Here is a 21,705-nt window from a genome sequence, read left to right on the forward strand (position 1 = left end):
TATTTCAATGAGAAAAATCCTGCTTTCTTCCTTGCTTTTACTGGCTGTTTTTTGGCTGCATGCCCAGGAAGCCCCTCTCTGGCTCCGTAATAGTGTGATCTCCCCGGACGGTGCCACCGTGGCGTTTACTTACAAAGGGGATATATTTACCGTGCCGGTTTCCGGCGGAAAAGCTACACAAGTGACTTCACATGCATCTTACGATACCCGCCCGGTCTGGTCGTCAAAGGGTGATAAACTGGCTTTTGCTTCCAACCGTGAAGGGAATTTCGATGTATATGTGGTTACACTCCAAACCGGACAGACCAAACGCATCACTTCCCATTCCAATAACGAATATCCCGAAGGGTTTCAAAACGACACAACCGTACTGTTCAGCACCTTTATCCAGCCGGCACAGGAAAGCCAGCAATTCCCGATTGGATTGTTTAACCAGATTTATACTGTGTCATTGAATGGGGATCGGCCACAGATGATTTCTCCGACTCATATGGAGGATATTGCCCGGCACGGGGATTTATGGCTTTATACCGACAGGAAAGGTTATGAGGATGCATGGAGGAAGCACCATACCTCGTCCATCACCCGTGATGTGTGGTTGTATGACAGCAAAAAGAAGATGCACCGGAAACTGACCGGTTTTAAAGGTGAAAACCGCAATGGTGTCTGGTCGTCCGACGGGAATAGTTTCTATTACCTGAGCGAGCAGGACGGAACGTTCAACGTATACCGTGCCGGTCTTGAAGGAGACGTACCGGTTCAGTTGACACACTTCAAGGATCATCCCGTACGTTTTTTATCAGCCGATAAAAGTGACAATCTCTGCTTTTCTTTTAACGGGGAGTTGTACTATATGAAAAAGGGTGAAAAACCCCGTAAAATAGATGTCCGTATCGTTTCCGACAATTTTGAAAGGGACATGGTTCCCCAGACCCTTACCACCGGCGCAAGAAGTATCGCCGTCTCACCCAACGGAAAGGAGATCGCCTTTATTGCCCGCGGTGATGTGTTTGTCACTTCCATCGAGTTCAATACCACGAAACGTATTACCGATACCCCTGAACAGGAGCGTGATGTGGACTTTAGTCCCGATGGACGTTCACTCGTTTACTCAGCCGAACGTGGCAATACCTGGAATATCTATCGTACCGAATTGGTACGGAAAGAAGACAAATATTTCTGTTATGCCCGCGAACTGAAAGAGACAAAGCTGACCGACACCGACGCTCCTTCGTTCCAGCCGCTGTTCTCTCCCGACGGGAAAGAGATCGCTTATCTGGAAGACCGTTCCGCGATTTATGTGCTCAATCTGGAAAGCAAGAAGTCGCGAAAGGTGATGGATGCCAAATACAATTATTCCTACAGCGATGGTGACCAGTGGTTCCAGTGGTCGCCCGACAGCAAATGGCTTCTCTCGGATTATATAGATACCGGTGGTTGGAATAACAAGGATGTGGCATTGATAAAAGCTGATGGAAGCGGAGAGACGACCAACCTCACGCTCAGCGGTTATACCGACGTACGAGCCAAATGGGTGCTGGAAGGTAAGGCGATCCTGTTCTTCTCCGACCGGGCCGGATATCGCAGCCACGGCAGTTGGGGAGCACATCGCGATGCCTATCTGATGTTCCTTACTCCCGACGCTTACGATGATTTCCGGATGGACAAAGAGGAGCGGGCGCTGAAGAAAGAGATGGAAAAAGAGGCGAAGGATAAAGATAAGAAGTCTGAAAACAAGGAGAAAAAAGGAGATAAGGATGCAAAAGATGAATCGAATGCGGATAAGGATTCAACCAAAACTGTGGAACCGCTCGTTTTCGATCTTGATAACCGCCGTCACAGGGTGGTACGCCTGACGCGCCACTCTTCCAATTTGTCCGATGCATACCTGAACAAGGATGGATCCAAACTCTACTATCTTGCCAGTTTTGAGAAAGGAGTCGACTTATGGGAACAGGATTTCCTTGAAAACACGACCAAACTGTTAAGCAAAGATGTAGGCTATGGTTTATTGCTTCCGGACAAAGAGGAAAAGAACCTGTACCTGGTATCGCAGGGAAAGATAAAGAAGATAGAGAACGGGAAAGTGACCGAAGTATCGTTTTCCGCCCCCTTTAACTACCGCGGTGCAGCGGAAAGGGCCTATATCTTCGATCATGCGTGGAAGCAGGTAAAGGATAAATTCTACGATAAGGAATTACACGGTGTGGACTGGAAGATGTATGGAGAAACATACCGCAGATTTTTGCCACATATCGATAATAATTTCGATTTTGCGGAAATGCTGTCGGAGATGCTGGGTGAACTGAATGCATCGCATACGGGTGCCCGTTATTCGCCTCCCCGGAGTAGCTGGCAGACAGCTACCCTGGGTGTATTCTGGGATGATACCCATAAAGGAGACGGTTTGAAGATCAAAGAGATCATGAAAGGAAGCCCTCTTATCAAGGCGAATACGAAATTGAAGGCGGGTGTGGTCATAGAGAAGATCGACGGGGAACCGGTGGAAGCGGGAAAGACCTGGTGGCATTTGCTCGACGGAAAGGCAGGTAAACATGTCATCATCACTGCTTATACACCCGGCGAAGGAGACCGGTTCGAAGAAATCGTGAAACCTATTACTTACGGAGAGGAGAACGAATTGTTATATAACCGCTGGGTGGAACAGCGGGAAGAATTGACTGAAAAATATTCCGGCGGACGCATTGGCTATATCCATATCCGCGGAATGAACAGCAGCAGTTTCAGGGATGTTTATCAGAATCTGCTCGGGAAATACCGTAATAAAGAGGCCGTAGTGGTAGATACCCGCTTCAATGGAGGAGGATGGCTACACGATGATCTGGCGACTCTCCTGAGCGGGAAGGAGTACCAACGATTTACACCCCGTGGAGAGTATATCGGCAGTGATCCTTTCAACAAATGGAACAAGCCTTCCATTGTGCTGATGGGAGAGAGCAACTACTCCAACGCACACGGATTCCCCTGGGTCTATAAAGAGTTAGGGATCGGAAAACTGGTGGGTGCCCCCGTGCCGGGAACCATGACTGCCGTATGGTGGGAGACGCAGGTCGATCCATCGCTGGTATTCGGCATCCCGCAGGTGACTGTGGTGGATACGAAAGGCACCGTGATGGAAAACAATCAACTGGAACCTGATGTGAAGGTATATAATTCTCCGGAATCGCTGCTGAGTGATGATGACCTGCAACTGAAACGGGCAGTGGAGGAACTATTGAAAAGTGAAGAATTAATAGTTAAAAGTGAAAAATAAAAATGCCTGGGAGTCGAGATCGGAAGATTGGGAGATAAGGAGATTGGGAGATAAGGAGATTGGGAGAATGAGGAGGTATGGAAGATCGATAATTAGTAATTTGTAATTGATAATTAGTAATTTGATAAAATATTATGGCAAAAAAAATTCTTGTAACAGGAGGAACCGGATATATCGGTTCTCATACCGTGGTCGAACTGCAACAGGCCGGGTACGAAGTGGTGATTATAGATAATCTATCCAATTCCAATGCCGATGTATTGGAAGGCATCACCCGCATTACCGGAAAACGCCCTGTTTTCGATAAACTCGATTGTACCGACTTTGAGGCGATGAAGGCATTATTCCGGAAATATACCTTCGACGGTATCATCCATTTTGCAGCCAGCAAGGCGGTAGGAGAATCGGTGGAAAAACCGTTGATGTATTATCGCAACAACATAGTGTCGTTGATTAACCTGTTGGAATTGATGCCGCTGCATAATGTGAAAGGGATCGTGTTCTCTTCTTCATGTACCGTTTATGGAGAACCTGATACAAATCCGATCGATGAGAATGCCCCTGTCAAACCGGCCACATCACCCTACGGAAATACCAAGCAGATCAACGAAGAGATCATCCGCGACTTTGTACATTCGGGCGCTCCTATCAAGAGTATCATTCTTCGTTACTTTAATCCTATCGGCGCTCATCCGTCGGCCGAGATCGGGGAATTACCTTTAGGTGTACCGCAGAACTTAGTGCCTTATATCACGCAGACAGGGATCGGCATACGCCAGCAACTAAGCGTATTCGGCGACGATTATAATACTCCCGACGGCTCCTGTATCCGTGATTTCATCAACGTGGTGGATCTGGCTAAAGCACATGTCATCGCTATTGAACGGATGCTCGAAGACAAGTCGGATGAGAAGGTGGAGATATTTAATCTGGGGACCGGAACCGGCCTTTCCGTACTGGAGCTGATCAAAGTATTCGAAAAAGTGTCGGGGAAGCCTTTGAATTATAAGATTGTCGGACGAAGGGAAGGTGACATCGAGCAGATCTGGGCTCAACCCGATAAAGCCAATAACGTGCTGGGCTGGAAAGCAGTAGAAACTATTGAGGATACTATGGCTTCGGCCTGGAAATGGCAGCAGCGTCTCCGGGAAAAAGGGACGATGTAATAGTTTTCCGGACAAAAGGAATGCAAAAGAGGGTGCACTTCACAGATGCAATGTGATTCACCCTCTTTTCATTGTTTTGAGTGCTAAATGCTTAGAAATAGTATTCTACTACAAGATAAAACTGCTCGTTGCTATCATCAATTGAAGAATCGATCTCGATCTTATTTTCACGCGCCAGCCAACCGATGGCGGTATAGACCTCTTTTTCCGATAACCCGGAGGCCTTAGATAGCTTCGGTATGTCCCACTTTTGGTAGTCATTCAGCAGGTTCCATATAATGCCTGCATTGATTCCGATCACTTTCTTATTCATAGTGGTACCTGTTTAAAAGGATTACCTTTCAAACGTTTTTCGAAACAGTTTTGTTCTTATTCGAATAAGTAAAATTATTTAAAAAGAGAGGAACAGAATCAGGTAGAGAAAAACGGCAGGGACTGCCACTAAAAGACTATCGATCCGGTCGAGTATACCGCCATGCCCGGGAATGAGGTCACCGGCATCTTTTACATTGCAAGTCCGCTTGATAAGCGACTCAAACAGATCGCCCAGCGTTCCGAACAGGGAGACCACTACGGCTAATCCCATCCAGAAAGCGACGGAAAAGCCGGGATAGAGCCGGGCGAAGATCAGGGAGGCAAGCATAGTGAACAGGATACCTGCAATAAAACCCTCTATCGATTTTTTTGGTGAGATATGTTCTATCAACTTATGCTTGCCGATCAACGATCCTATGAAATAAGCAGCCGTATCGTTCACCCACAGGAACACAAAGAGAGCCAGTACCGGAACCCAATCGTACTCATTGCCTGCAACATTGGGAGAATAGGAAATGAACATGAGCAGGCTCAACGGCATGGTAATATAGACCTGTCCGAAAACCGAATAGATGATACCATGAAGGATATCATGTCTGCGCAGGAAAATGGCTGAGGCAATCAGTATAAGCAGGTAGATAAGGATGCAGACGGGTAGGAGGTAGGTATAGATACCTTCGAGATAGAGAAAGACCGATATAAAAATGATAATTCCTAACAAAATATTGAATATCTTGCTGATGGCGTGTGAGGTGTCTTTCTCAACCATGCGGTAAAACTCAAACAGTCCGGAACCCAGTATGGCTCCGAAAACGGCAAGGAACGAAAACCGGCCTCCCAGCAGACCCAAAAGTATAACCAGGATATAAATGATGCCGGCTCCCGCACGGGTAGAGATATCTTTTATGTTCAATTTTCCTTATGATTTTAAGACTTGCCAAAGATACGGTTTTCTTTCTTTATAGAAACAAGGAACTTTACTACAAAATCCGGAATAGGAGAATTATTTTTCTCCTTCTTTTGTTTCAGATTCATCAGAAGCACTCTCCTCTGTTTTTTCCGCTTCTTCCAGGTCGATATTGTGCTCTGTCAAAATATTATACCAGGAAATTATTTTTTTTACATCACCCGCATAGACGCTGTCCCGGCTGTAATCGGGCAGTACCTCACCCAGATATGTAAACAACTCTTTGCCGGACGCTTTGGATCCCAGGGATACCTGTTTGCCTCCCTCTTTTTCTTTTATTTTTTTCAATACCTCCCGCAACGGAGTATCCCCACTTTGGGTATATATGGATACATCACTCAGGGCTACCACCTTTTCCTGTGCATATACAGGAACACGTTTTCCATCGGCAAGCGATTCAACGATATTCATATTTTTATTGGTGGAGATGAGTTTATATAAGCCTGGACGGCCGGTGATAGATAATATTTCGGACAACATAATTAATTTCTGTTTAGCAACCGGGTTTAATTTTTAACGGTGCAAAAATACGGAGTCCGCGCCACATTCGCAAACTTTTTCCCAAAAAGAGAATTTGTTTCGGAAAAATAAGTTACTTTCGTGAAATGCGCTTCGCGCGTAGTGTGTTTTACACGATAGTGCCTTCGGCGATAATGTGCTTCGTGTGATAGTGCGCTTTGCGCGATAATATATGCTTTGACCGATAAATGTAAGAAAGATGATTAAGAAAATAGCGATGGCAGGCATGGCAACGGCTTTGTTAATTTCATGTACAGGAAACCGTTCCGGAAAAGCAGGCGATAGGAATGCATCGGAGAAGACGCTTCCGGCGATAGAGACTATGAGTGGAGACCTCTTTTTATTGGCAGGAACCTACACTTCCGAAGAGGGCAGCAAAGGGATATATTTATACCGTTTCAATACCGATACCGGGAATTCCGACTCGGTCAGCATGGTGGAAGTCGATAATCCGTCGTATCTGACCTTGAGTCCGGACGAGCAGTTTATTTACACGGCAAGTGAAAATAACGAGTCAGGGAGTGCTGTACACGCTTTTTCGTTCGATAAACGGAGTGGGAAGATAGAACTGCTGAACTCCCGCCCTGTGAACAGTAGCGCCCCTTGTTATATCACTATCGACAGTAAAGGGCGGAATGTGCATACTGCAAATTATGGAGGGGGAACCATTACCTCGTTTCAGGTAAAAGAGGATGGCACACTCACTTCAGCCGTCTCGATGATCGCTTTTAATGGATCCGGCCCGGATTCTGTCCGGCAGGAGAGTGCCCACCTGCACTGCGTGAGGTATTCTCCCGACGGGCAATATCTGTTTGCTGCCGATCTGGGGAGTGATAAACTTTATCGATTCGATGTGAACGATACCCCGTTTGAGGGACAGCCCGGGTTGATGGATAACAGTCTGAAAGAATTTATTTTACCTGCAGGCATCGGGCCGCGCCACTTTGATTTCCATCCCGACGGAGGCAGATATTTTTACCTGTTAGGTGAGTTATCGGGAGAAGTGATTGTTTTTGATTATGCTTTCGGTGAGTTGACCCAAAAACAGATAATTGCAGCTGATTCGACGGGTGCCAGAGGTAGTGCCGATATCCATGTCTCACCCGACGGGCGTTTTTTATATGCCTCGAACCGGTTGCAGGCCGATGGGATCGCTATCTTTTCCATTGACCCGGACGAGGGAATACTCACGAAAACTGGTTATCAATTGACAGCAAAGCATCCACGTAATTTTGTGATCACACCTAATGGGAAGTTCCTTCTGGTAGCCGGTAGGGATGATAATAAGATACAGGTGTTCCGCATCGATACTGAGACAGGGTTGCTGACCGATACCCATCAGGATATCCCCGTCAGTAAGCCGGTCTGCCTGAAGTTTGCAGGAACAGACCGGAACGACTGAGTTTTTCACTTTCATATTGAGTGATGATCCTGTCGAAAAGATAATGATACTCATTTACCATAGTATTCCATGAGTAGTTGCGGCGGGTGAATTCTTTGCCCTGTTCCGAAAGTTGTCTCAGCATTTCCTTATCACCCAATAATTGGTAGATTTTACCAACCCACGCCTTTACATCGCCTGAAGGCAGAAGGCTGCCGTTTTTGCCGTCGATCACGGCATCGGTAATGCCTTCGATCCCGGAGGCAACCACATAGGTACCTCTCATTGCAGCTTCCAGTGCTACCAGACCAAAACCTTCCTCATCGCCTTCCACCACGATATTGGGCATGATAAACAGGTCGGCCAGTGAAAGTAATTGTATCAGATCTCTGTAAGGTACGCTGCCGAGATGGTATGCGTTTTTTGTTACCTGTAGTAATTCGGTTACCTGCTTCGAATCGCTGGCAGCGCCTAAAAGTAATTGCAGGTTACGGCCACCCGGGAGTGATTCAATTCCTTTTTCTAAAAAGGAAGGTTTACTCTTCATTGGACCGGTCATCAGGAAGATCACATCTTCACCCAGTAAGGGTAATACATTCTTCATAAACCATGAAAATCCTTTTCGTTTTACCGGTCTGCCAACGGCAAGAATAATCTTTTTTCCTGTAGGGTCGATCCCATATTGCTCTTTAAGTTTGTCTACAATGGCCGGATCAAAGGGGATGTCGCCCATCGAGGTGTCGACACCGTTTCTTACGGTAAAGGTGGTGTGTCTGTTAAATCCTCTTTTTATACATTCATTATGAGTATACTCACTTACGCAGATGGCTCCCTGATATCGGGTAAGTCGTGGTACGAGCCTGTGCTGATAGATATCCAGGGGGAAAGTCACATCTAATCCGTGGTAGGTAACTGCTACCGGTATATCGGCCTGTTTCTGTAACCAAAGGCATGCTGCACCCATAGAACCGTCATTCAGATGGATGAGTCTGATACCGGGATTTTCTCTGAGGAGAGCCTGTATCCTTGTACGTAGTTGGATAAACCAAATGGTTTTGTTCCCTTTGTTCTGATATGCGACGACATGGGTTTTATAGTATTGTTTTAGCCCGTTAATCAGCTCGTAGCTTTGCTTTTCCATTCCTCCTACGGAAGGCGGATATTTATGTGTAACGCAAAGGACCTCGTTCATTTGTGTAGTTTTAATTGCAGTTTTTTGGAGATGATCAGCATAAATATTCCTGCGATAAGCAGCCAGAAAAGCTGACGGCCTCTGCGCATGAGAGTGACGACCAGCCACATTTCATTGCTTACGACGCCGATAGCATTAAGCATTACCTTGTTCCCATACTCTTCTATTCCGATCTGACCCGGTACAATGGCACCGATCGTTTTAAAAAGAATTACTCCCATCTCGACTGCCGAAGCCTGGATAACCGAAATGGGCAGTCCCATCATATTCAATACTATATAAAACTCCATTGCTCCAAAGATCCAATGGATCAGGCACATCAGGAAGGCAAGCAGGAATCGCTTTTTATTTTCCCGGAAATAGCGGGAGGAGACCTCATTCATTTCGAAGGAAGAGGCAACTAGTTTATCGGAAAAGAGCTTCCAGCCGGTTTTCTTTTTCAGATTCTCCATTGTCTTTCCAAGAAAGAGTCTGGGATGTACCAGAAAGCGGATCACGAGATAGGCGAGAAAAGCGATAAATATTGATGTAAGTAATACCACCAACACACTTTCGCCATTGAGCATTTGTCCGGCTGTCAGGTACAGGACGGAGACCGCCATCAGCACTACCCCCGATAAGATCACCAACACCCGTTGAAGTAATATGGAGCTCACACTGTCGGTGGCACTGATGCCTCTTTTGTTGAGAATAACGGCTTTCAGGCTTTCACCGGCCACGATACCCGTGGGATTGAAAAGGGAAAGCATTTCGCCTACATGCCTGAACATGAACAGCTCTACAAAGGGTACTTTCCTTGCTTCACTTCCCATACAGAGCAACCATGCAATAGTGGATGTGATATAAGCACAAAGCGACATTAGTATTACCCCCGCAAACATACCGGGCATACCGCTCAGATAGGTTTTAAGTAATTCGAGGTCGATGGTGGATATGAAACGGCCGATCAACAGAAAAACAGTGATCAGCAACGCCAATATGATATATTTCCTGTATTTTTTGAAGAATGCCATTTTTTCTTTGTCGTATTAAATCGAGAGTTCTTCTATCGGCAAAGCTTTTTTCTCCGGCAAATGCTTTCCGGTTAATCGTTCGATATCAGAAAAATAGACCTCTGTGAGATAGTCCCAGCTCAATAGAGAGATATATTGTCTTCCTTCGTTCTGCATCTTTTTTCTGAGAGTTTCGTCACTAAGCAGTAATTTGATCTTCTCGATATAGTCTTTGGCATCGTTGGGTTCGCAAAGGAAGCCGGTCTTGCCGTCATCTACCAACGCCTGTGAACCTCCACCCCGTGCGATCACCGGAATACATCCGCAGGCTGTTGCCTCTACTACCACATTGCCGTAGGTCTCTGATATGGACGGGAAGATGAAAATATCGGTGGATGCGTATAATTTTCCGAGATTGCTATGGCTAAGGTAACCCATGAAAAAGGCATTTTTCATCCGTACCCTGGCATCAACTTCCGCTACACCGGTACCTGCCACTATAAAGTTGACATCCAGTTGTTGTGCTTCGGCTTCATCATAAATATCAAACAGGGTCTCGATATTTTTTTCCCATACTATCCGTGAAGCATAAAGAATACAAGGCTTGTCGTTGCCGGTGATACTCCTGATATAGGCCTCGTCTTTTCTGCCTGGATTGAACAGATTGGTATCCAATCCTCTATGCCATTGTTTAAGCGATTTTCCGGAGATGCCATAATCGATCAACTCATTGATCATGAGATGGGTGGGTACATATACCAGATCGCACCGGTTATAGAATTTTTTGTATGCATAAGCAATAAGCGACTCGGTAGGTTTGATCAGGAACGGTACTTTTTTGAAATAGTACCGCATATAGGAAATAAAATGGGTATGATAAATAGATAATACGGGGATATGCCGCTCCACTGCGTACTTTAATCCGAAAGCCCCGAGTAGGGAAGGCGTGGAGATATGAATTACATCCGGTTGAAATTCATCTAATATCCCAAGGAGACGCTTTTTTGCCAATCTGGGTAAAGCAGCCCTGTATGAAATGTTAAAGGGGATGATGACTGAGGGGACTTTAACAACGCGATGCCCTATCTCATGTTTAGGAGGGACGCCACAAAAAAAGAGATACTCAAACCGATCGTCGGGTATCCTGTTGATAAGTTGGTACATTGTCTTGATAGCCCCATCATAGTCCTTTATCAGGATATCGGTAAAAAAAGCAACTTTTACTTTTCCGGTTGCTTCTTCGCTATCGTTTATAGATGATCTTTCCACAAGTGAAACTGCTGACTTTTTTCTTCTCAATCCCATTATCATCAGATAACGATAAAAAAGCTTATTATTTTTATAAGCAGGTCGTTGAACAACAGGATTGGATTTTCCGAGCCGCTAAGTTACAATTTTTAAGCAAACCTGCAAAAAGTACGCGCTGTTTAGAGGTCCTGTAATTCTGCGATATCGGTAATATTAAAAGGTGTAGCCTGATATACGAAGTAATTCAACCAGTTTATATATAGAAGATTTGCATGAGATCGCCATTGCACTAACGGGGGGTATTCAGGATCATTATTCCTGTAATAGTTTTCAGGTAGTGCGACAGAGTCCATCCCTTTCTCCTTGTCACGTATATATTCCTTATGCAGGGTAGAAGGAGAGTATTCGGAGTGGCCGGTTACGTAAAACTCCCTTCCGCCACGCGAAGTGACAATATATACGCCGGCTTCATCCGATTCGGAGAGAATGGTCAGAGCGGGATGCCGGTTGATCTCTTCGGCCAGGATAGTGGTATGCCTGCTGTGAGGTGCATAGAATTCGTCATCGAAGCCGCGGAACAAGGGGAACGAAGGATCGTTTATCCTATGCTTGAAAACGCCGAAGAGTTTTTTCTCCAACGGATATTTATTGATACCGTAAAAATGATGCAATGCAGCCTGGCCCCCCCAGCAGATATAGAAAGTGGAGGTGACATGCGTACGTGCCCAATCTAAAATCTGGGTGAACTCTTTCCAATACTTCACCTCATCAAAAGGCAGCATTTCTACCGGTGCTCCGGTGATAATCATCCCGTCGTAATAGGCATTTTTTATTTTGGAGAAATTGGTGTAAAACGACATGAGATGTTCGATAGGTGTATTTTTGGGAGTATGCGTGGAGAGTCCCAGAAATTCAATCTCAACTTGAAGCGGAGAATTGGACAGAAGGCGTATAAGATCGGTCTCGGTCGTGACTTTGACCGGCATTAGGTTGAGGATCAGGATTCTCAGCGGACGTATATCCTGTGTGGATGCACGCAAATCGTCCATCACAAAAATATGCTCCTTTTTTAAGATCTCAATCGCGGGTAATTTATCGGGTATATTGACGGGCATAATTAGTTCAGTTTCAATTATAGAAGGACTACTTCTTCTTTTTTTATTTTTACTTCGCAGTAGTGGCACTGAAGTTCCACTTTCTCTTTATCTGTCACATGGAACCGGGTTTTCATCGGTTCATTGTTGGTGATACATTTGGGATTGTTGCACTTCATGATCTCCACAATCTCATCGGGAAGTACCACCTTCTTTTTCTCTACCACCTCGAAATTACGGATAATATTCAAATTTACATTAGGCGCAACCAAAGCAATACGGTTGAGTTCATCTTCACGGAAGAATTTATCCGATACCTTGATGATCCCTTTGGATCCCATCTTGCTGCTTTTCAGATTATTGCCGATGGTGATCCGGTTGTTCAGTTTCTGCAGTTGAAGCAGTGAGACCACTTTGAAAACGGCATCACTGGGTATATGATCGATGGCTGTGCCATTCTCGAGCGCTGCAACCTGTAGTTCTTTTCCCATAATTATTATTCAATTACCAATTACCAAATTTAATTACCAATTAGTAATTACTAATTACTAATTATCGGTTTCTCCCAATCTCCCCCGGCCTCCCGGTCTCCCAGTCTGACCTCCCTGCCATTTTTCACTATTCGTTTCGCGCAATCTGCTCCCGCTCGGCAAACCCAAGTAAACTTGTTTTACTCTCACTTACTCACAGATTTCACTATCAATTGTCAATTGTCAATTGTCAATTATCAATTATTATCTACGATTCCCATTAAATCACAAATAATTGCCTGGCGTGTATACATCCCGTTCTTTGCCTGCTCAAAATAGTAAGCTTTCGGGCTCTCATCCACGTCCTGGTCGATTTCTTTCACGCGCGGAAGCGGGTGCAGCACCTTCAGATTCTCTTTAGACTCATCCAGCATACGGTTATGCAGGATATATACATTCTTTACTTTTTCATATTCCATCAGGTCGGTAAAACGTTCTTTCTGCACGCGGGTCATATAAAGGATGTCGGCGCTGTTGATCGCTTCGGGGGAGAATTCCGTAAATTCCCTGTAAGGGATCTGTTTGTTGTCGCAGAACGTTTTGTACTTGTCGGGGATATGTAACTCTTCCGGCGCCACGAAATTGAATGTAGGATTGAAGTGGGAGAGTCCCTGGATAAGCGAGTGTACCGCACGCCCGTATTTCAGGTCGCCCACGATGGTGACAGTGAGGTTTTCTAATGTCCCCTGCGTCTCGTAGATGGTGAACAGGTCGAGCATTGTCTGCGTGGGATGCTGGTTTGAACCATCCCCGGCATTGATTACGGGTACGGGCGATATCTCCGAGGCGTAGCGGGCCGATCCTTCCAGATGGTGGCGCATAATGATGAGGTCGGCATAGTTGCTTACCATCATGATGGTGTCTTTAAGCGACTCCCCCTTAGTGGAACTGCTGGTGGCCGAGTCGGAGAAGCCGATGATACGTCCGCGCAGACGGTTAACTGCCGTCTCGAAACTGAGCCTTGTACGGGTAGACGGCTCGAAGAAAAGCGTGGCACACACTTTTCCCTGCAACAAATCACGGTCAGGATTCTGCTTGAACCTGGAAGCACTTTTGATGATACGATAGATATCATCCCTGTCGTAATCGACGATATTGACTAAACTTTTGGATTTCATCCGTGAGGAATTTTATTGTTGCAAAAATAGCTAATTTTACTACTGCTTGAAAGCTTTCATCGTGAAAATATGAAATTATGCTGTGGACTGCATCACATAGACAATGCTTCTTCGTCCATATAGCGGAACCTTCCTTCTAACCAGCTTTTGAGTTGACGGACTGTACCCTCAAAATCAGATGTCCCGTTTTTCCATAATTGGAGGTCTTTCTTTTGGGATTCCTTTATCCTGTCGGCGTACCAGTCGATATAGTCGAATAATTCTCCTTTTTTTTCGGTATGGAACCGGGTCCAGATATCCCTGTACGACTGAACCACTTCCGGATCCTCTAAAAAACGTGAGAAGAATGTATAGCCGGTTGCATCGGAGTGTCCGAATTTGTGGAGCAATGGACGATGGGAAGTAAAGTGCTTCATCGACCCTTCGTAACCGTAAGCCCAATCGAAATCCCAGATTGGCCCCATGGTGTATTTTCCGTTGTCATCTTTATAGAGATAGATACTTTTTGGGTGATTGATCTCCATATTGTGCGTGAGATTATAGACGATCAGGTATTTTACCACCGATTCTATATCGATAAAATTCTTATAATTATTGTCAGGAAAAGATTCTGATGCCAACGCATCTTCGAACTGGTGAAAATCGCTTTTAATCTGTTCAAAATGCTCGTCGGACTCCACATCGGGATCCTTTACCATCACTGGTAAGCCATAGTTATTGGAGTAAAACTGGAAGTCTTCGTCGAAGTTGATGTCCAGTTCCAATAGAACACCTCTCTTATCATCGATATTTACGCGGCTTGAAGATAATTCAACCTGTTCGGTGAGAAGATAGCTTCCCGCATACTTGCCATTCAGGGTCAAATCGACGGGAATGGCATGATTAGTGAATTGCAATCCAATCAGTTGCCCGATTTTAAAAGCTACAGAGTTCAGCATCAGCGTAGGATCTATATAATTGGCCAGAAGTACCCAATCCTTCTCCTCAGCTAAGTTGAACAGGACTGCTTTTGTTTCCAGTTTAAGACGGTACGGTTTTTTAGGCATACCCCAGGTGGAATTTCCTCTACCTCTGATCTGTGTCCTGTTTGAATAGTCCTTACCCCAGCCGTTGGCTTCGATGGAAATATCAGCCCATAAATAATCCTCTTTCGAGGTGATATCCTCTTCGTTTTCGGTGTTAATATATATATGGGGTATGGGAGGAGAGTATGCAATGGTTGCGATATACTCTTTTATACTTCCGTCCTCAGCAATAATGGTATAGATAACGGCGTCATTGAAATTATTAGGTGTAGTACCCGATACCTGTTCTTTTCCGCCGACTAATACCTTTGCGCCTTTGTAAGAGAATGTGGCAATCAGCTCACTTATATTAAGATCGTAGGGAAGATTCAGTTCTATTTTTCCCTCTTCGATCCTCCCTGTAATATCTCCATTGACGAGTTGAGGGTTCAGTGATGCTTCAAATTTATATTCCAGTAACTCTTTGTCCCCGTCTAACTGAGTATCCGGGGTATCTTCCTTGCAGCCTGCTAAGATGAGAAGAAGAATGAAAAGGGGGAGCGTTCTTAACGATATTTTTTGCATAATACAATTCCTCCTGTATGATGAATGCTTATTATTTATTGAAAACGCGACAAGAATTATTTTCTTTGTCGCGTTTTTCATAAGATACAACCAAGCATAGGCCACAACGTGTAGATTATACCTCCAGATCTATGTCGAACTGTTCGTGCCAGGGCAATCCCTGTTTATTGAGTTGATCCATGAAGGGATCGGGATCGAACTCTTCTACGTTGAATACGCCCGGTTTCTTCCAGATACCCTGCAAAAACATCATGGCCCCGATGGTTGCCGGTACGCCGGTAGTATAGCTTACACCCTGGGCACCGGTCTCTTTGTAAGCCTCTTCGTGGCTACAGTTATTATAGATATAGTAGGTACGTTCTTTACCGTCTTTAATGCCCCGTATACGACATCCGATGGATGTCTCTCCCGTATAATTCTCTCCCAGTTCGCCGGGATCGGGAAGTACCGCTTTCAGAAACTGGATGGGTACAATCTTTTGTCCGTTGTATTCCACTTCATCGATCCGGGCCATACCGATATTCTGGATCACACGCAGGTGGGTGAGGTACTCCTGTCCGAAGGTCATCCAGAAGCGTGCCCGCTTGAGGGTGGGGAAGTTCTTCACGAGTGATTCCAATTCCTCGTGATAGATCACGTAGGACTCTTTGGGACCGATCTCGGGGTAGGTGAGCGGCTTGTGGATTTCGTGCGGCTCCGTTTCAACCCATTGTCCGTTTTCCCAGTATTTACCTTTCTGTGTTACCTCGCGGATATTGATCTCGGGATTGAAATTGGTAGCAAAGGCTTTACCATGATCGCCAGCGTTGCAATCCACAATATCGAGATAGTGGATCTCATCGAAATGATGTTTGGCGGCATATGCCGTAAAGACACTTGTCACTCCGGGATCGAAGCCGCAGCCGAGGATGGCTGTCAGTCCCGCTTTTTCGAACTTTTCTTTATAGGCCCACTGCCATTTGTATTCGAACTTGGCTTCATCTTTCGGCTCGTAATTGGCCGTGTCGAGATAGTTTACGCCGCATTCCAGGCAGGCATCCATGATGGTCAGATCCTGATAGGGCAACGCTACATTAATCACCAATTCCGGTTTTTGTTCGTTGAACAGCTTTACCAATTCCGGTACATTGTCGGCATCCACCTGTGCCGTCTGAATGGTTACACCTGTACGACGTTTCACATCTTCAGCAATGGCATCGCATTTACTTTTGGTACGGCTTGCCAGCATAATATCGGTGAAGATATCGCTGTTTTGTGCCACTTTATTGGCTACCACTGTTCCCACACCACCGGCGCCAATGATCAGTACTTTTCCCATATTTTCGTTAAGTTGTTTAGATATAATAAATATTAAGAGCAATTCCTTCATCTCTTTATAGCAGAGTAAGGACTGCCTTGACAAATCCTATCCTACAAATATACAATGAATCCGTGAAATGAGGCGTGTTTCACCTAAAAATTGTACCTTTGTCGTTTCATCACCTTATCTGATGATATATTAATTAGTTAATCAAATAACGCATGTTTTGATTCCTGACCCTGATAATCTTTGCGCTTAATCTTTGCGCTGTCAGGCTTCTTTAAAAGACAAATAATTTTATGAACGAAGAGAACATCCAACAAATTTCACGTTCGACCAATGCTGTCAGCGATTGGTCCCTCCAATTACTCCAAAGCCTCGGAATTACGGATACCTGGGCTAAGTATATCAACCTGGTCATCCTGTTGATAGTATTAACAGCACTGGTATTTATAGTGCAATACCTTACCCGTACTATCCTGAAGAAGATACTCAACCGTTTTGGGAAGATTTCACGCGCCGAATTCCCTAAAAATCTTTCTAACAGAAGATTTCCTCATTACCTGGCAATGGTGATACCCTATAGCCTGGTAAAAGGTTCCATCCCTATTATTTTTGACCAATTCCCGAAAACAATGGTGTTGATCAATAAATTAATCGATATTTTCCTGATATTCTATGTGATATGGCTTCTGATGTCTGTTCTTAATGCATTCTTCGACTCGCTTGCCAAGAAACCAAGGATGAGGGATAAGCCGCTGGAAAGTTATGCCCAGGTGGTGAAAATTGTGCTCTATTGTGTCGGCTTTATCGTCTTTTTCTCTATCCTTACCGGACAAAATCCTGCTCATATCCTGACCGGCCTGGGAGCCCTTTCTGCCGTATTGATGCTGGTATTCAAAGACCCTATCCTTGGATTTATGGCCAGTATCCAGGTGTCGGCCAATGATATGGTGCGTATTGGTGACTGGATCACCATGCCCAAGTATGATGCAGACGGGGATGTGTTCGAAATTTCACTCACTACCGTGAAAATAAGGAATTTCGATAAGACCATTACCACTATCCCTCCTTACTCACTGGTGTCGGAGTCGTTCCAGAACTGGCGCGGTATGGTAGAGACCGGCGGGAGAAGATTAAAACGTTCTGTTTTCGTGAAACAGTCCACCATCCGGTTTATGAAGGATGACGAGTTGAAAGAACTGGAAAGGATAGGACTTATTTCGGATTATATCCGTTCAAGGAGTGCAGAGATCGATGAGTACAACAAGGCGAGGGGTGTGGACAAGTCACTTTCCATCAATGGAAGAAATCTGACCAATATGGGCCTTTACAGACATTACCTGCTCTCTTATCTGAAAAATCATCCTGATGTGCATCAAGGGCTGCTGATACTGGTACGCCAGTTGCAACCTACTTCAAAGGGACTTCCCCTGGAACTCTATTTCTTTACTGCTACAACCAATTGGCTTAAATATGAAGATATATGTTCCGACGTGCTTGATCATGTGACAGCAGCAGCTAAATATTTCGACCTGGAACTTTACGAGGATGTCTCTAATCCGGTCATCACCAAAATACCCGAAACCGGGATAACCCATTAATACAATTAGTTTTCCGTTGATTAAAATGGTTATTTTTACCTGTTTGTGGTTTATTTAGAAAAAATCATGTACTTTTGTATTCCCTAACAGGAAGTAGAGAGGTAAAAAAAGAGATACAAGGTTATCAAGTCAATTAAGAAAGATTTACAATGAGTAAGCTTTATAGTGTTTTTACCGGAACAGGCAGTTATGTTCCTGCCAAACAGATAAAGAACGAGTTTTTTCACAATTATGAGTTTTATGACTCTACCGGAGAGAAATTGTTCACGCCTAACGAGGAGATCACCCGGAAATTTGAAGAGATCACCACTATTGCCGAGCGGCGCTATGCCAGCGATGATGAGTCGACTTCCGATCTGGCTCTTGTAGCATCCCAGAGAGCTTTAGAGGCGGCCGGAGTGGATAAGGAGGAACTCGATTATATTATTTTTGCCCATAACTTCGGTGAGACAACCAAGGATAATATGCGGATAGATGTATTGCCTACGATGGCTGCCCGTTTGAAGCAGAAACTGGGCATTGCCAATCCCTCTGCCGTAGCATATGATATTTTGTATGGTTGTCCGGGATGGGTGCAGGCGGTTATTCAGGCCGACTACTATATCCGTTCCGGTGATGCAAAGAAGATATTGGTTGTAGGGGCAGATGTACTGTCACGTATATCCGACCCGCACGACCGTGACAGTATGATCTATGCCGACGGTGCAGGCGCAGCGGTCATGGAGGCGAGAGAAAGCGATACTCCTGTAGGTGTTATCGGTCATAATTCGCGTAGCGATGCATTGGAATATGCCAATATGCTTTATCTTGGATATTCCTATAAACCCGAATTGGCAGAGAAAAAAGAATATTACCTGAAGATGAATGGCCGGCGTCTTTATCAGTACGCCCTTGAGAACGTGCCGAAAGCCATTAAAGCCGGACTTGATAAATTGAAATTGCATGTCAATGAAATCGGTAAGGTACTGATCCATCAGGCAAACGGGAAGATGGACGATGCTATCCTGAAGCGGTTATTTAAATTGTATAACCTCAAGGAGGTCCCTGAACATATTATGCCGATGACTATTTCATGGTTGGGTAACTCATCGGTGGCTACCGTCCCTACGTTGCTCGATATCATTACACGTGGTGAGATGGACGGGCATACCCTCAGAAGCGGAGACAATATTGTATTGGCTTCGGTAGGTGCCGGTATGAATATTAACAGTATTGTTTACCGGGTTCCATAAGGTTATTCTTACTTTACCCCTAAAAATTGAGGGTGGAATTGCTGTAATGTGATTCCACCCTCTTTTGCTCTACTTCTACTTGAGATTTTAGATCTTCTATTCCTCTTTTTCAGTCTCTTCTTCCACCGGGATTATTTCCGGGCGGTCTTCCCCTTTCAAATAATTAGGAAGGTTCATTCCCGCCATGTTGAACAGATCATCGAGGGGTGGAATAGTTTTCATCAGTCCCGATACGAAGTTGGCAGTAGATCCCTTGCCCTGTTCGTTATTGCCCGCGTCCCAGACGGTCACTTTATCTATCTTCAGATTCTTCACTGCTTCGACCTGCGTTTTAATCAGTTCAGGAAGTTTCTCGATCATCAGCAATTGATAAGCTTTGTCGGGATTTCCACCTGCGGCGGAAACCACATCTCTGTATCCTTGTGCCTGCTTACTGAGGATTTCGAATAGCCCACGCGCTTCCGCATCCATCTTGGCAAAGATAGCGTCGGCTTCCCCTTTTGCCTGTACGCGGATACGTTCGGCCTCGGCTTGTGCGTCGATGATCGCTTTCTGTTTGGCAATTTCAGCCGGCACCACGATATTGGCTGTTTCGGTGGAACGTTCGCGTTCAGCACGTGCATTCTCCGCTTTTTGCTCTGCAGAATAGGCTTCTTCCAGGGCTTTTGCCTGCTGTACCTTTTCTGCTGCTACGGCAATACGTGCTGCCTCGGCTTCTTTTTCACGGCGTGCGGCATCGGATTGGGCGATAGTGATTTTTGCCGTATTTTCTCCTTCCACCGCTGTGGCATTGGCTTCCGATGTTTTGATACGGGTCAGTTTATCGGCTTCGGCTTTGCCGATCGCTTCGTCTTTTCTGGCCGAGGCAATGTTCACCTCACGGTCTTTATCGGCCACGGCCTTACCGGTTTCACCAATCTTTTCCTGTTCCGCCACACTTATTTTGGCTTCGTTAATCGCTTTGGCTGCGGCTTCCTTACCCAACGCTTCAATATATCCCGATTCATCCCTGATGTCGGTTACGTTCACATTGATAAGCTTCAGGCCCACTTTCTTCAATTCTGAATCTACGGTCTTAGAGATGGCCTCGAGGAATTTATCACGGTCGGAGTTGATCTCTTCGATCGACATGGTGGCGATCACCAGACGTAACTGTCCGAAAAGAATATCGGATGCCAGTTCCCTGATTTTATCGGGAGTAAGGCCGAGTAACCTTTCAGCTGCGGTATTCATTAATTCCGGTTCCGATGAGATGGCAATGGTAAAGCGGGAAGGAACATCTACACGAATATTCTGTCGGCTCAATGCATTGGTGAGATTAGCCTCTATTGATAACGGTTTCAGGTCGAGGAATGCATAATCCTGAATGACGGGCCAGATAAAAGCACCACCGCCATGGATACATCGGGCCGATGACCCGCCGGTCCGTCCGTAGACGACCAGTATCTTGTCGGAGGGACATCTCTTAAAGCGCGATGCCAATGCCAGGATGGTGACGAAGATGACGACTGCCAGGACAATAATTAAAAACATGGGTGATGAAAGCATTTCGGGTGTCATAAATATTTAGATTTTTTCGACTATTAGAATGTTGTTATTTTCTATTTTGACGATTTTTACGGTCGACTGCGAATGAATAGGTTCTTTCTCATCGGTCATGGCGTCCAGTTCGCGTAGCGAGCCGCCCACACTGATAAGTATTTTTCCTTTACCCATGCGATTCGCCGGAATGGTCAGATATACTTCGGCTGTTTTATGGAGTGCCTTTTCCATCTTGAATGAATTATCTTCTGCCAACCGCAGGAAAACCCTTACGATCATAAAGAAGATAGCTACAAACAAAACTCCGGAGATTACGGCTGCCAGGATCAGTAAGGTTTTGTTGGGGATAAGATTATAGAATGCGATCCCTGCCCATCCGAAGCCGAGTAAAAAATTAATGAGATTCCGGAGAGAGAACAGTTGAAACGGAGCATCCCCGTCACTCAGGTCGCCTTCGAAATCGGCTTCCACTCCGTCCATGGAATCTCCACCTACAAATGTCAGAATAGTCTGGATAATAAAAATCACGGTAACAGGGGCGGCGATATACCAAAAGGTTCGCAACAGGGGTTCGGCGTTTTGCAGGATATCCATATCTATTGGGATTTAATGCTCAAAGATACAAAATGAATTTTAGATAGA

The 21,705-nt window shown here is 45.2% G+C and carries 18 protein-coding genes; 5 read left to right on the forward strand and 13 right to left on the reverse strand.

The features are described 5' to 3' along the window. Positions 1-7: 7 nt before the first annotated feature. Positions 8-3,274, forward strand: a complete 3,267-nt coding sequence (locus F597_RS0107950) for a S41 family peptidase (protein ID WP_019539202.1) — start codon at positions 8-10, stop codon at positions 3,272-3,274. A gap of 134 nt (positions 3,275-3,408) precedes the next feature. Then, positions 3,409-4,440: a UDP-glucose 4-epimerase GalE gene (gene galE, locus F597_RS0107955; RefSeq protein WP_019539203.1), complete on the forward strand. Its 1,032-nt coding sequence runs from the start codon at positions 3,409-3,411 to the stop codon at positions 4,438-4,440. 91 nt (positions 4,441-4,531) lie between these two features. On the opposite strand, the gene F597_RS0107960 is transcribed toward galE, so the two are convergent. The 3 genes from F597_RS0107960 to F597_RS0107975 all read right to left on the reverse strand — a co-directional run bounded on the left by F597_RS0107960 (position 4,532) and on the right by F597_RS0107975 (position 6,202). Continuing rightward, positions 4,532-4,753: a winged helix-turn-helix domain-containing protein gene (locus F597_RS0107960; RefSeq protein WP_019539204.1), complete on the reverse strand. Its 222-nt coding sequence runs from the start codon at positions 4,751-4,753 to the stop codon at positions 4,532-4,534. 78 nt (positions 4,754-4,831) lie between these two features. Beyond that, entirely contained in the window at positions 4,832-5,668 is an 837-nt protein-coding gene (locus F597_RS0107965) for a phosphatidate cytidylyltransferase (RefSeq protein ID WP_019539205.1), read from the reverse strand. Positions 5,669-5,758: 90 nt separating this feature from the next. After that, positions 5,759-6,202 carry a DUF5606 family protein gene (locus F597_RS0107975; protein ID WP_019539206.1) on the reverse strand — a complete coding sequence of 148 codons (444 nt, stop codon included), beginning with the start codon at positions 6,200-6,202 and terminating at the stop codon, positions 5,759-5,761. 238 nt (positions 6,203-6,440) lie between these two features. Between F597_RS0107975 and F597_RS0107980 the strand changes: the two genes are divergently transcribed. Further along, positions 6,441-7,643 (forward strand): lactonase family protein, encoded by a 1,203-nt coding sequence (locus tag F597_RS0107980; RefSeq protein WP_026327260.1) that lies wholly within the window; start codon positions 6,441-6,443, stop codon positions 7,641-7,643. Here F597_RS0107980 and F597_RS0107985 read toward each other — a convergent pair. The 8 genes from F597_RS0107985 to F597_RS0108020 form a co-directional block, all read right to left on the reverse strand. After that, the gene (locus F597_RS0107985) at positions 7,594-8,814 is read right to left on the reverse strand and encodes a glycosyltransferase family 4 protein (protein ID WP_019539208.1); all 1,221 of its coding nucleotides are present in this window, start codon (positions 8,812-8,814) and stop codon (positions 7,594-7,596) included. The two genes, F597_RS0107980 and F597_RS0107985, sit on opposite strands and share 50 nt — an antisense overlap. Then, entirely contained in the window at positions 8,811-9,827 is a 1,017-nt protein-coding gene (locus tag F597_RS0107990) for a lysylphosphatidylglycerol synthase transmembrane domain-containing protein (RefSeq protein ID WP_019539209.1), read from the reverse strand. Before F597_RS0107990 ends, F597_RS0107985 begins: the two co-directional genes overlap by 4 nt. Positions 9,828-9,842: 15 nt before the next feature. Further along, entirely contained in the window at positions 9,843-11,075 is a 1,233-nt protein-coding gene (locus F597_RS0107995) for a glycosyltransferase family 4 protein (RefSeq protein WP_245542008.1), read from the reverse strand. Positions 11,076-11,233: 158 nt separating this feature from the next. After that, the gene (metA, locus tag F597_RS0108000; protein ID WP_019539211.1) at positions 11,234-12,169 is read right to left on the reverse strand and encodes a homoserine O-acetyltransferase MetA; all 936 of its coding nucleotides are present in this window, start codon (positions 12,167-12,169) and stop codon (positions 11,234-11,236) included. Positions 12,170-12,186: 17 nt separating this feature from the next. Next, the gene (gene pyrI, locus F597_RS0108005; RefSeq protein ID WP_019539212.1) at positions 12,187-12,639 is read right to left on the reverse strand and encodes an aspartate carbamoyltransferase regulatory subunit; all 453 of its coding nucleotides are present in this window, start codon (positions 12,637-12,639) and stop codon (positions 12,187-12,189) included. Positions 12,640-12,875: 236 nt separating this feature from the next. Continuing rightward, positions 12,876-13,796: an aspartate carbamoyltransferase gene (gene pyrB / locus F597_RS0108010; protein ID WP_019539213.1), complete on the reverse strand. Its 921-nt coding sequence runs from the start codon at positions 13,794-13,796 to the stop codon at positions 12,876-12,878. A gap of 92 nt (positions 13,797-13,888) precedes the next feature. Continuing rightward, positions 13,889-15,385, reverse strand: a complete 1,497-nt coding sequence (locus F597_RS0108015) for a CotH kinase family protein (protein ID WP_019539214.1) — start codon at positions 15,383-15,385, stop codon at positions 13,889-13,891. A gap of 115 nt (positions 15,386-15,500) precedes the next feature. After that, positions 15,501-16,703 (reverse strand): saccharopine dehydrogenase family protein, encoded by a 1,203-nt coding sequence (locus F597_RS0108020; protein WP_026327261.1) that lies wholly within the window; start codon positions 16,701-16,703, stop codon positions 15,501-15,503. Between the two features lie 281 nt (positions 16,704-16,984). Between F597_RS0108020 and F597_RS0108025 the strand changes: the two genes are divergently transcribed. Both F597_RS0108025 and F597_RS0108030 read left to right on the forward strand, forming a co-directional pair. Then, positions 16,985-18,289 (forward strand): mechanosensitive ion channel family protein, encoded by a 1,305-nt coding sequence (locus tag F597_RS0108025; protein WP_019539216.1) that lies wholly within the window; start codon positions 16,985-16,987, stop codon positions 18,287-18,289. 149 nt (positions 18,290-18,438) lie between these two features. Further along, positions 18,439-19,521 carry a 3-oxoacyl-ACP synthase III family protein gene (locus F597_RS0108030; RefSeq protein ID WP_019539217.1) on the forward strand — a complete coding sequence of 361 codons (1,083 nt, stop codon included), beginning with the start codon at positions 18,439-18,441 and terminating at the stop codon, positions 19,519-19,521. A 96-nt stretch (positions 19,522-19,617) separates the two neighbouring features. On the opposite strand, the gene F597_RS0108035 is transcribed toward F597_RS0108030, so the two are convergent. Next, positions 19,618-21,081, reverse strand: a complete 1,464-nt coding sequence (locus F597_RS0108035; RefSeq protein WP_019539218.1) for a flotillin family protein — start codon at positions 21,079-21,081, stop codon at positions 19,618-19,620. Between the two features lie 6 nt (positions 21,082-21,087). Further along, positions 21,088-21,657, reverse strand: a complete 570-nt coding sequence (locus F597_RS0108040; protein ID WP_019539219.1) for an NfeD family protein — start codon at positions 21,655-21,657, stop codon at positions 21,088-21,090. Positions 21,658-21,705 lie beyond the last annotated feature (48 nt).

It is taken from the genome of Proteiniphilum acetatigenes DSM 18083, from assembly GCF_000380985.1.
Taxonomy (GTDB): Bacteria; Bacteroidota; Bacteroidia; order Bacteroidales; family Dysgonomonadaceae; genus Proteiniphilum; species Proteiniphilum acetatigenes.

Bases quoted from the DNA above. Each gene is read 5' to 3' on its own strand.
- F597_RS0107950 (WP_019539202.1), top strand. From the start codon at position 8: ATGAGAAAAATCCTGCTTTCTTCCTTGCTTTTACTGGCTGTTTTTTGG.
- galE (WP_019539203.1), top strand. From the start codon at position 3,409: ATGGCAAAAAAAATTCTTGTAACAGGAGGAACCGGATATATCGGTTCT.
- F597_RS0107960 (WP_019539204.1), bottom strand. From the start codon at position 4,753: ATGAATAAGAAAGTGATCGGAATCAATGCAGGCATTATATGGAACCTG.
- F597_RS0107975 (WP_019539206.1), bottom strand. From the start codon at position 6,202: ATGTTGTCCGAAATATTATCTATCACCGGCCGTCCAGGCTTATATAAA.
- F597_RS0107980 (WP_026327260.1), top strand. From the start codon at position 6,441: ATGATTAAGAAAATAGCGATGGCAGGCATGGCAACGGCTTTGTTAATT.
- F597_RS0107985 (WP_019539208.1), bottom strand. From the start codon at position 8,814: ATGAACGAGGTCCTTTGCGTTACACATAAATATCCGCCTTCCGTAGGA.
- F597_RS0107990 (WP_019539209.1), bottom strand. From the start codon at position 9,827: ATGGCATTCTTCAAAAAATACAGGAAATATATCATATTGGCGTTGCTG.
- metA (WP_019539211.1), bottom strand. From the start codon at position 12,169: ATGCCCGTCAATATACCCGATAAATTACCCGCGATTGAGATCTTAAAA.
- pyrI (WP_019539212.1), bottom strand. From the start codon at position 12,639: ATGGGAAAAGAACTACAGGTTGCAGCGCTCGAGAATGGCACAGCCATC.
- pyrB (WP_019539213.1), bottom strand. From the start codon at position 13,796: ATGAAATCCAAAAGTTTAGTCAATATCGTCGATTACGACAGGGATGAT.
- F597_RS0108015 (WP_019539214.1), bottom strand. From the start codon at position 15,385: ATGCAAAAAATATCGTTAAGAACGCTCCCCCTTTTCATTCTTCTTCTC.
- F597_RS0108020 (WP_026327261.1), bottom strand. From the start codon at position 16,703: ATGGGAAAAGTACTGATCATTGGCGCCGGTGGTGTGGGAACAGTGGTA.
- F597_RS0108025 (WP_019539216.1), top strand. From the start codon at position 16,985: ATGAACGAAGAGAACATCCAACAAATTTCACGTTCGACCAATGCTGTC.
- F597_RS0108030 (WP_019539217.1), top strand. From the start codon at position 18,439: ATGAGTAAGCTTTATAGTGTTTTTACCGGAACAGGCAGTTATGTTCCT.
- F597_RS0108035 (WP_019539218.1), bottom strand. From the start codon at position 21,081: ATGACACCCGAAATGCTTTCATCACCCATGTTTTTAATTATTGTCCTG.
- F597_RS0108040 (WP_019539219.1), bottom strand. From the start codon at position 21,657: ATGGATATCCTGCAAAACGCCGAACCCCTGTTGCGAACCTTTTGGTAT.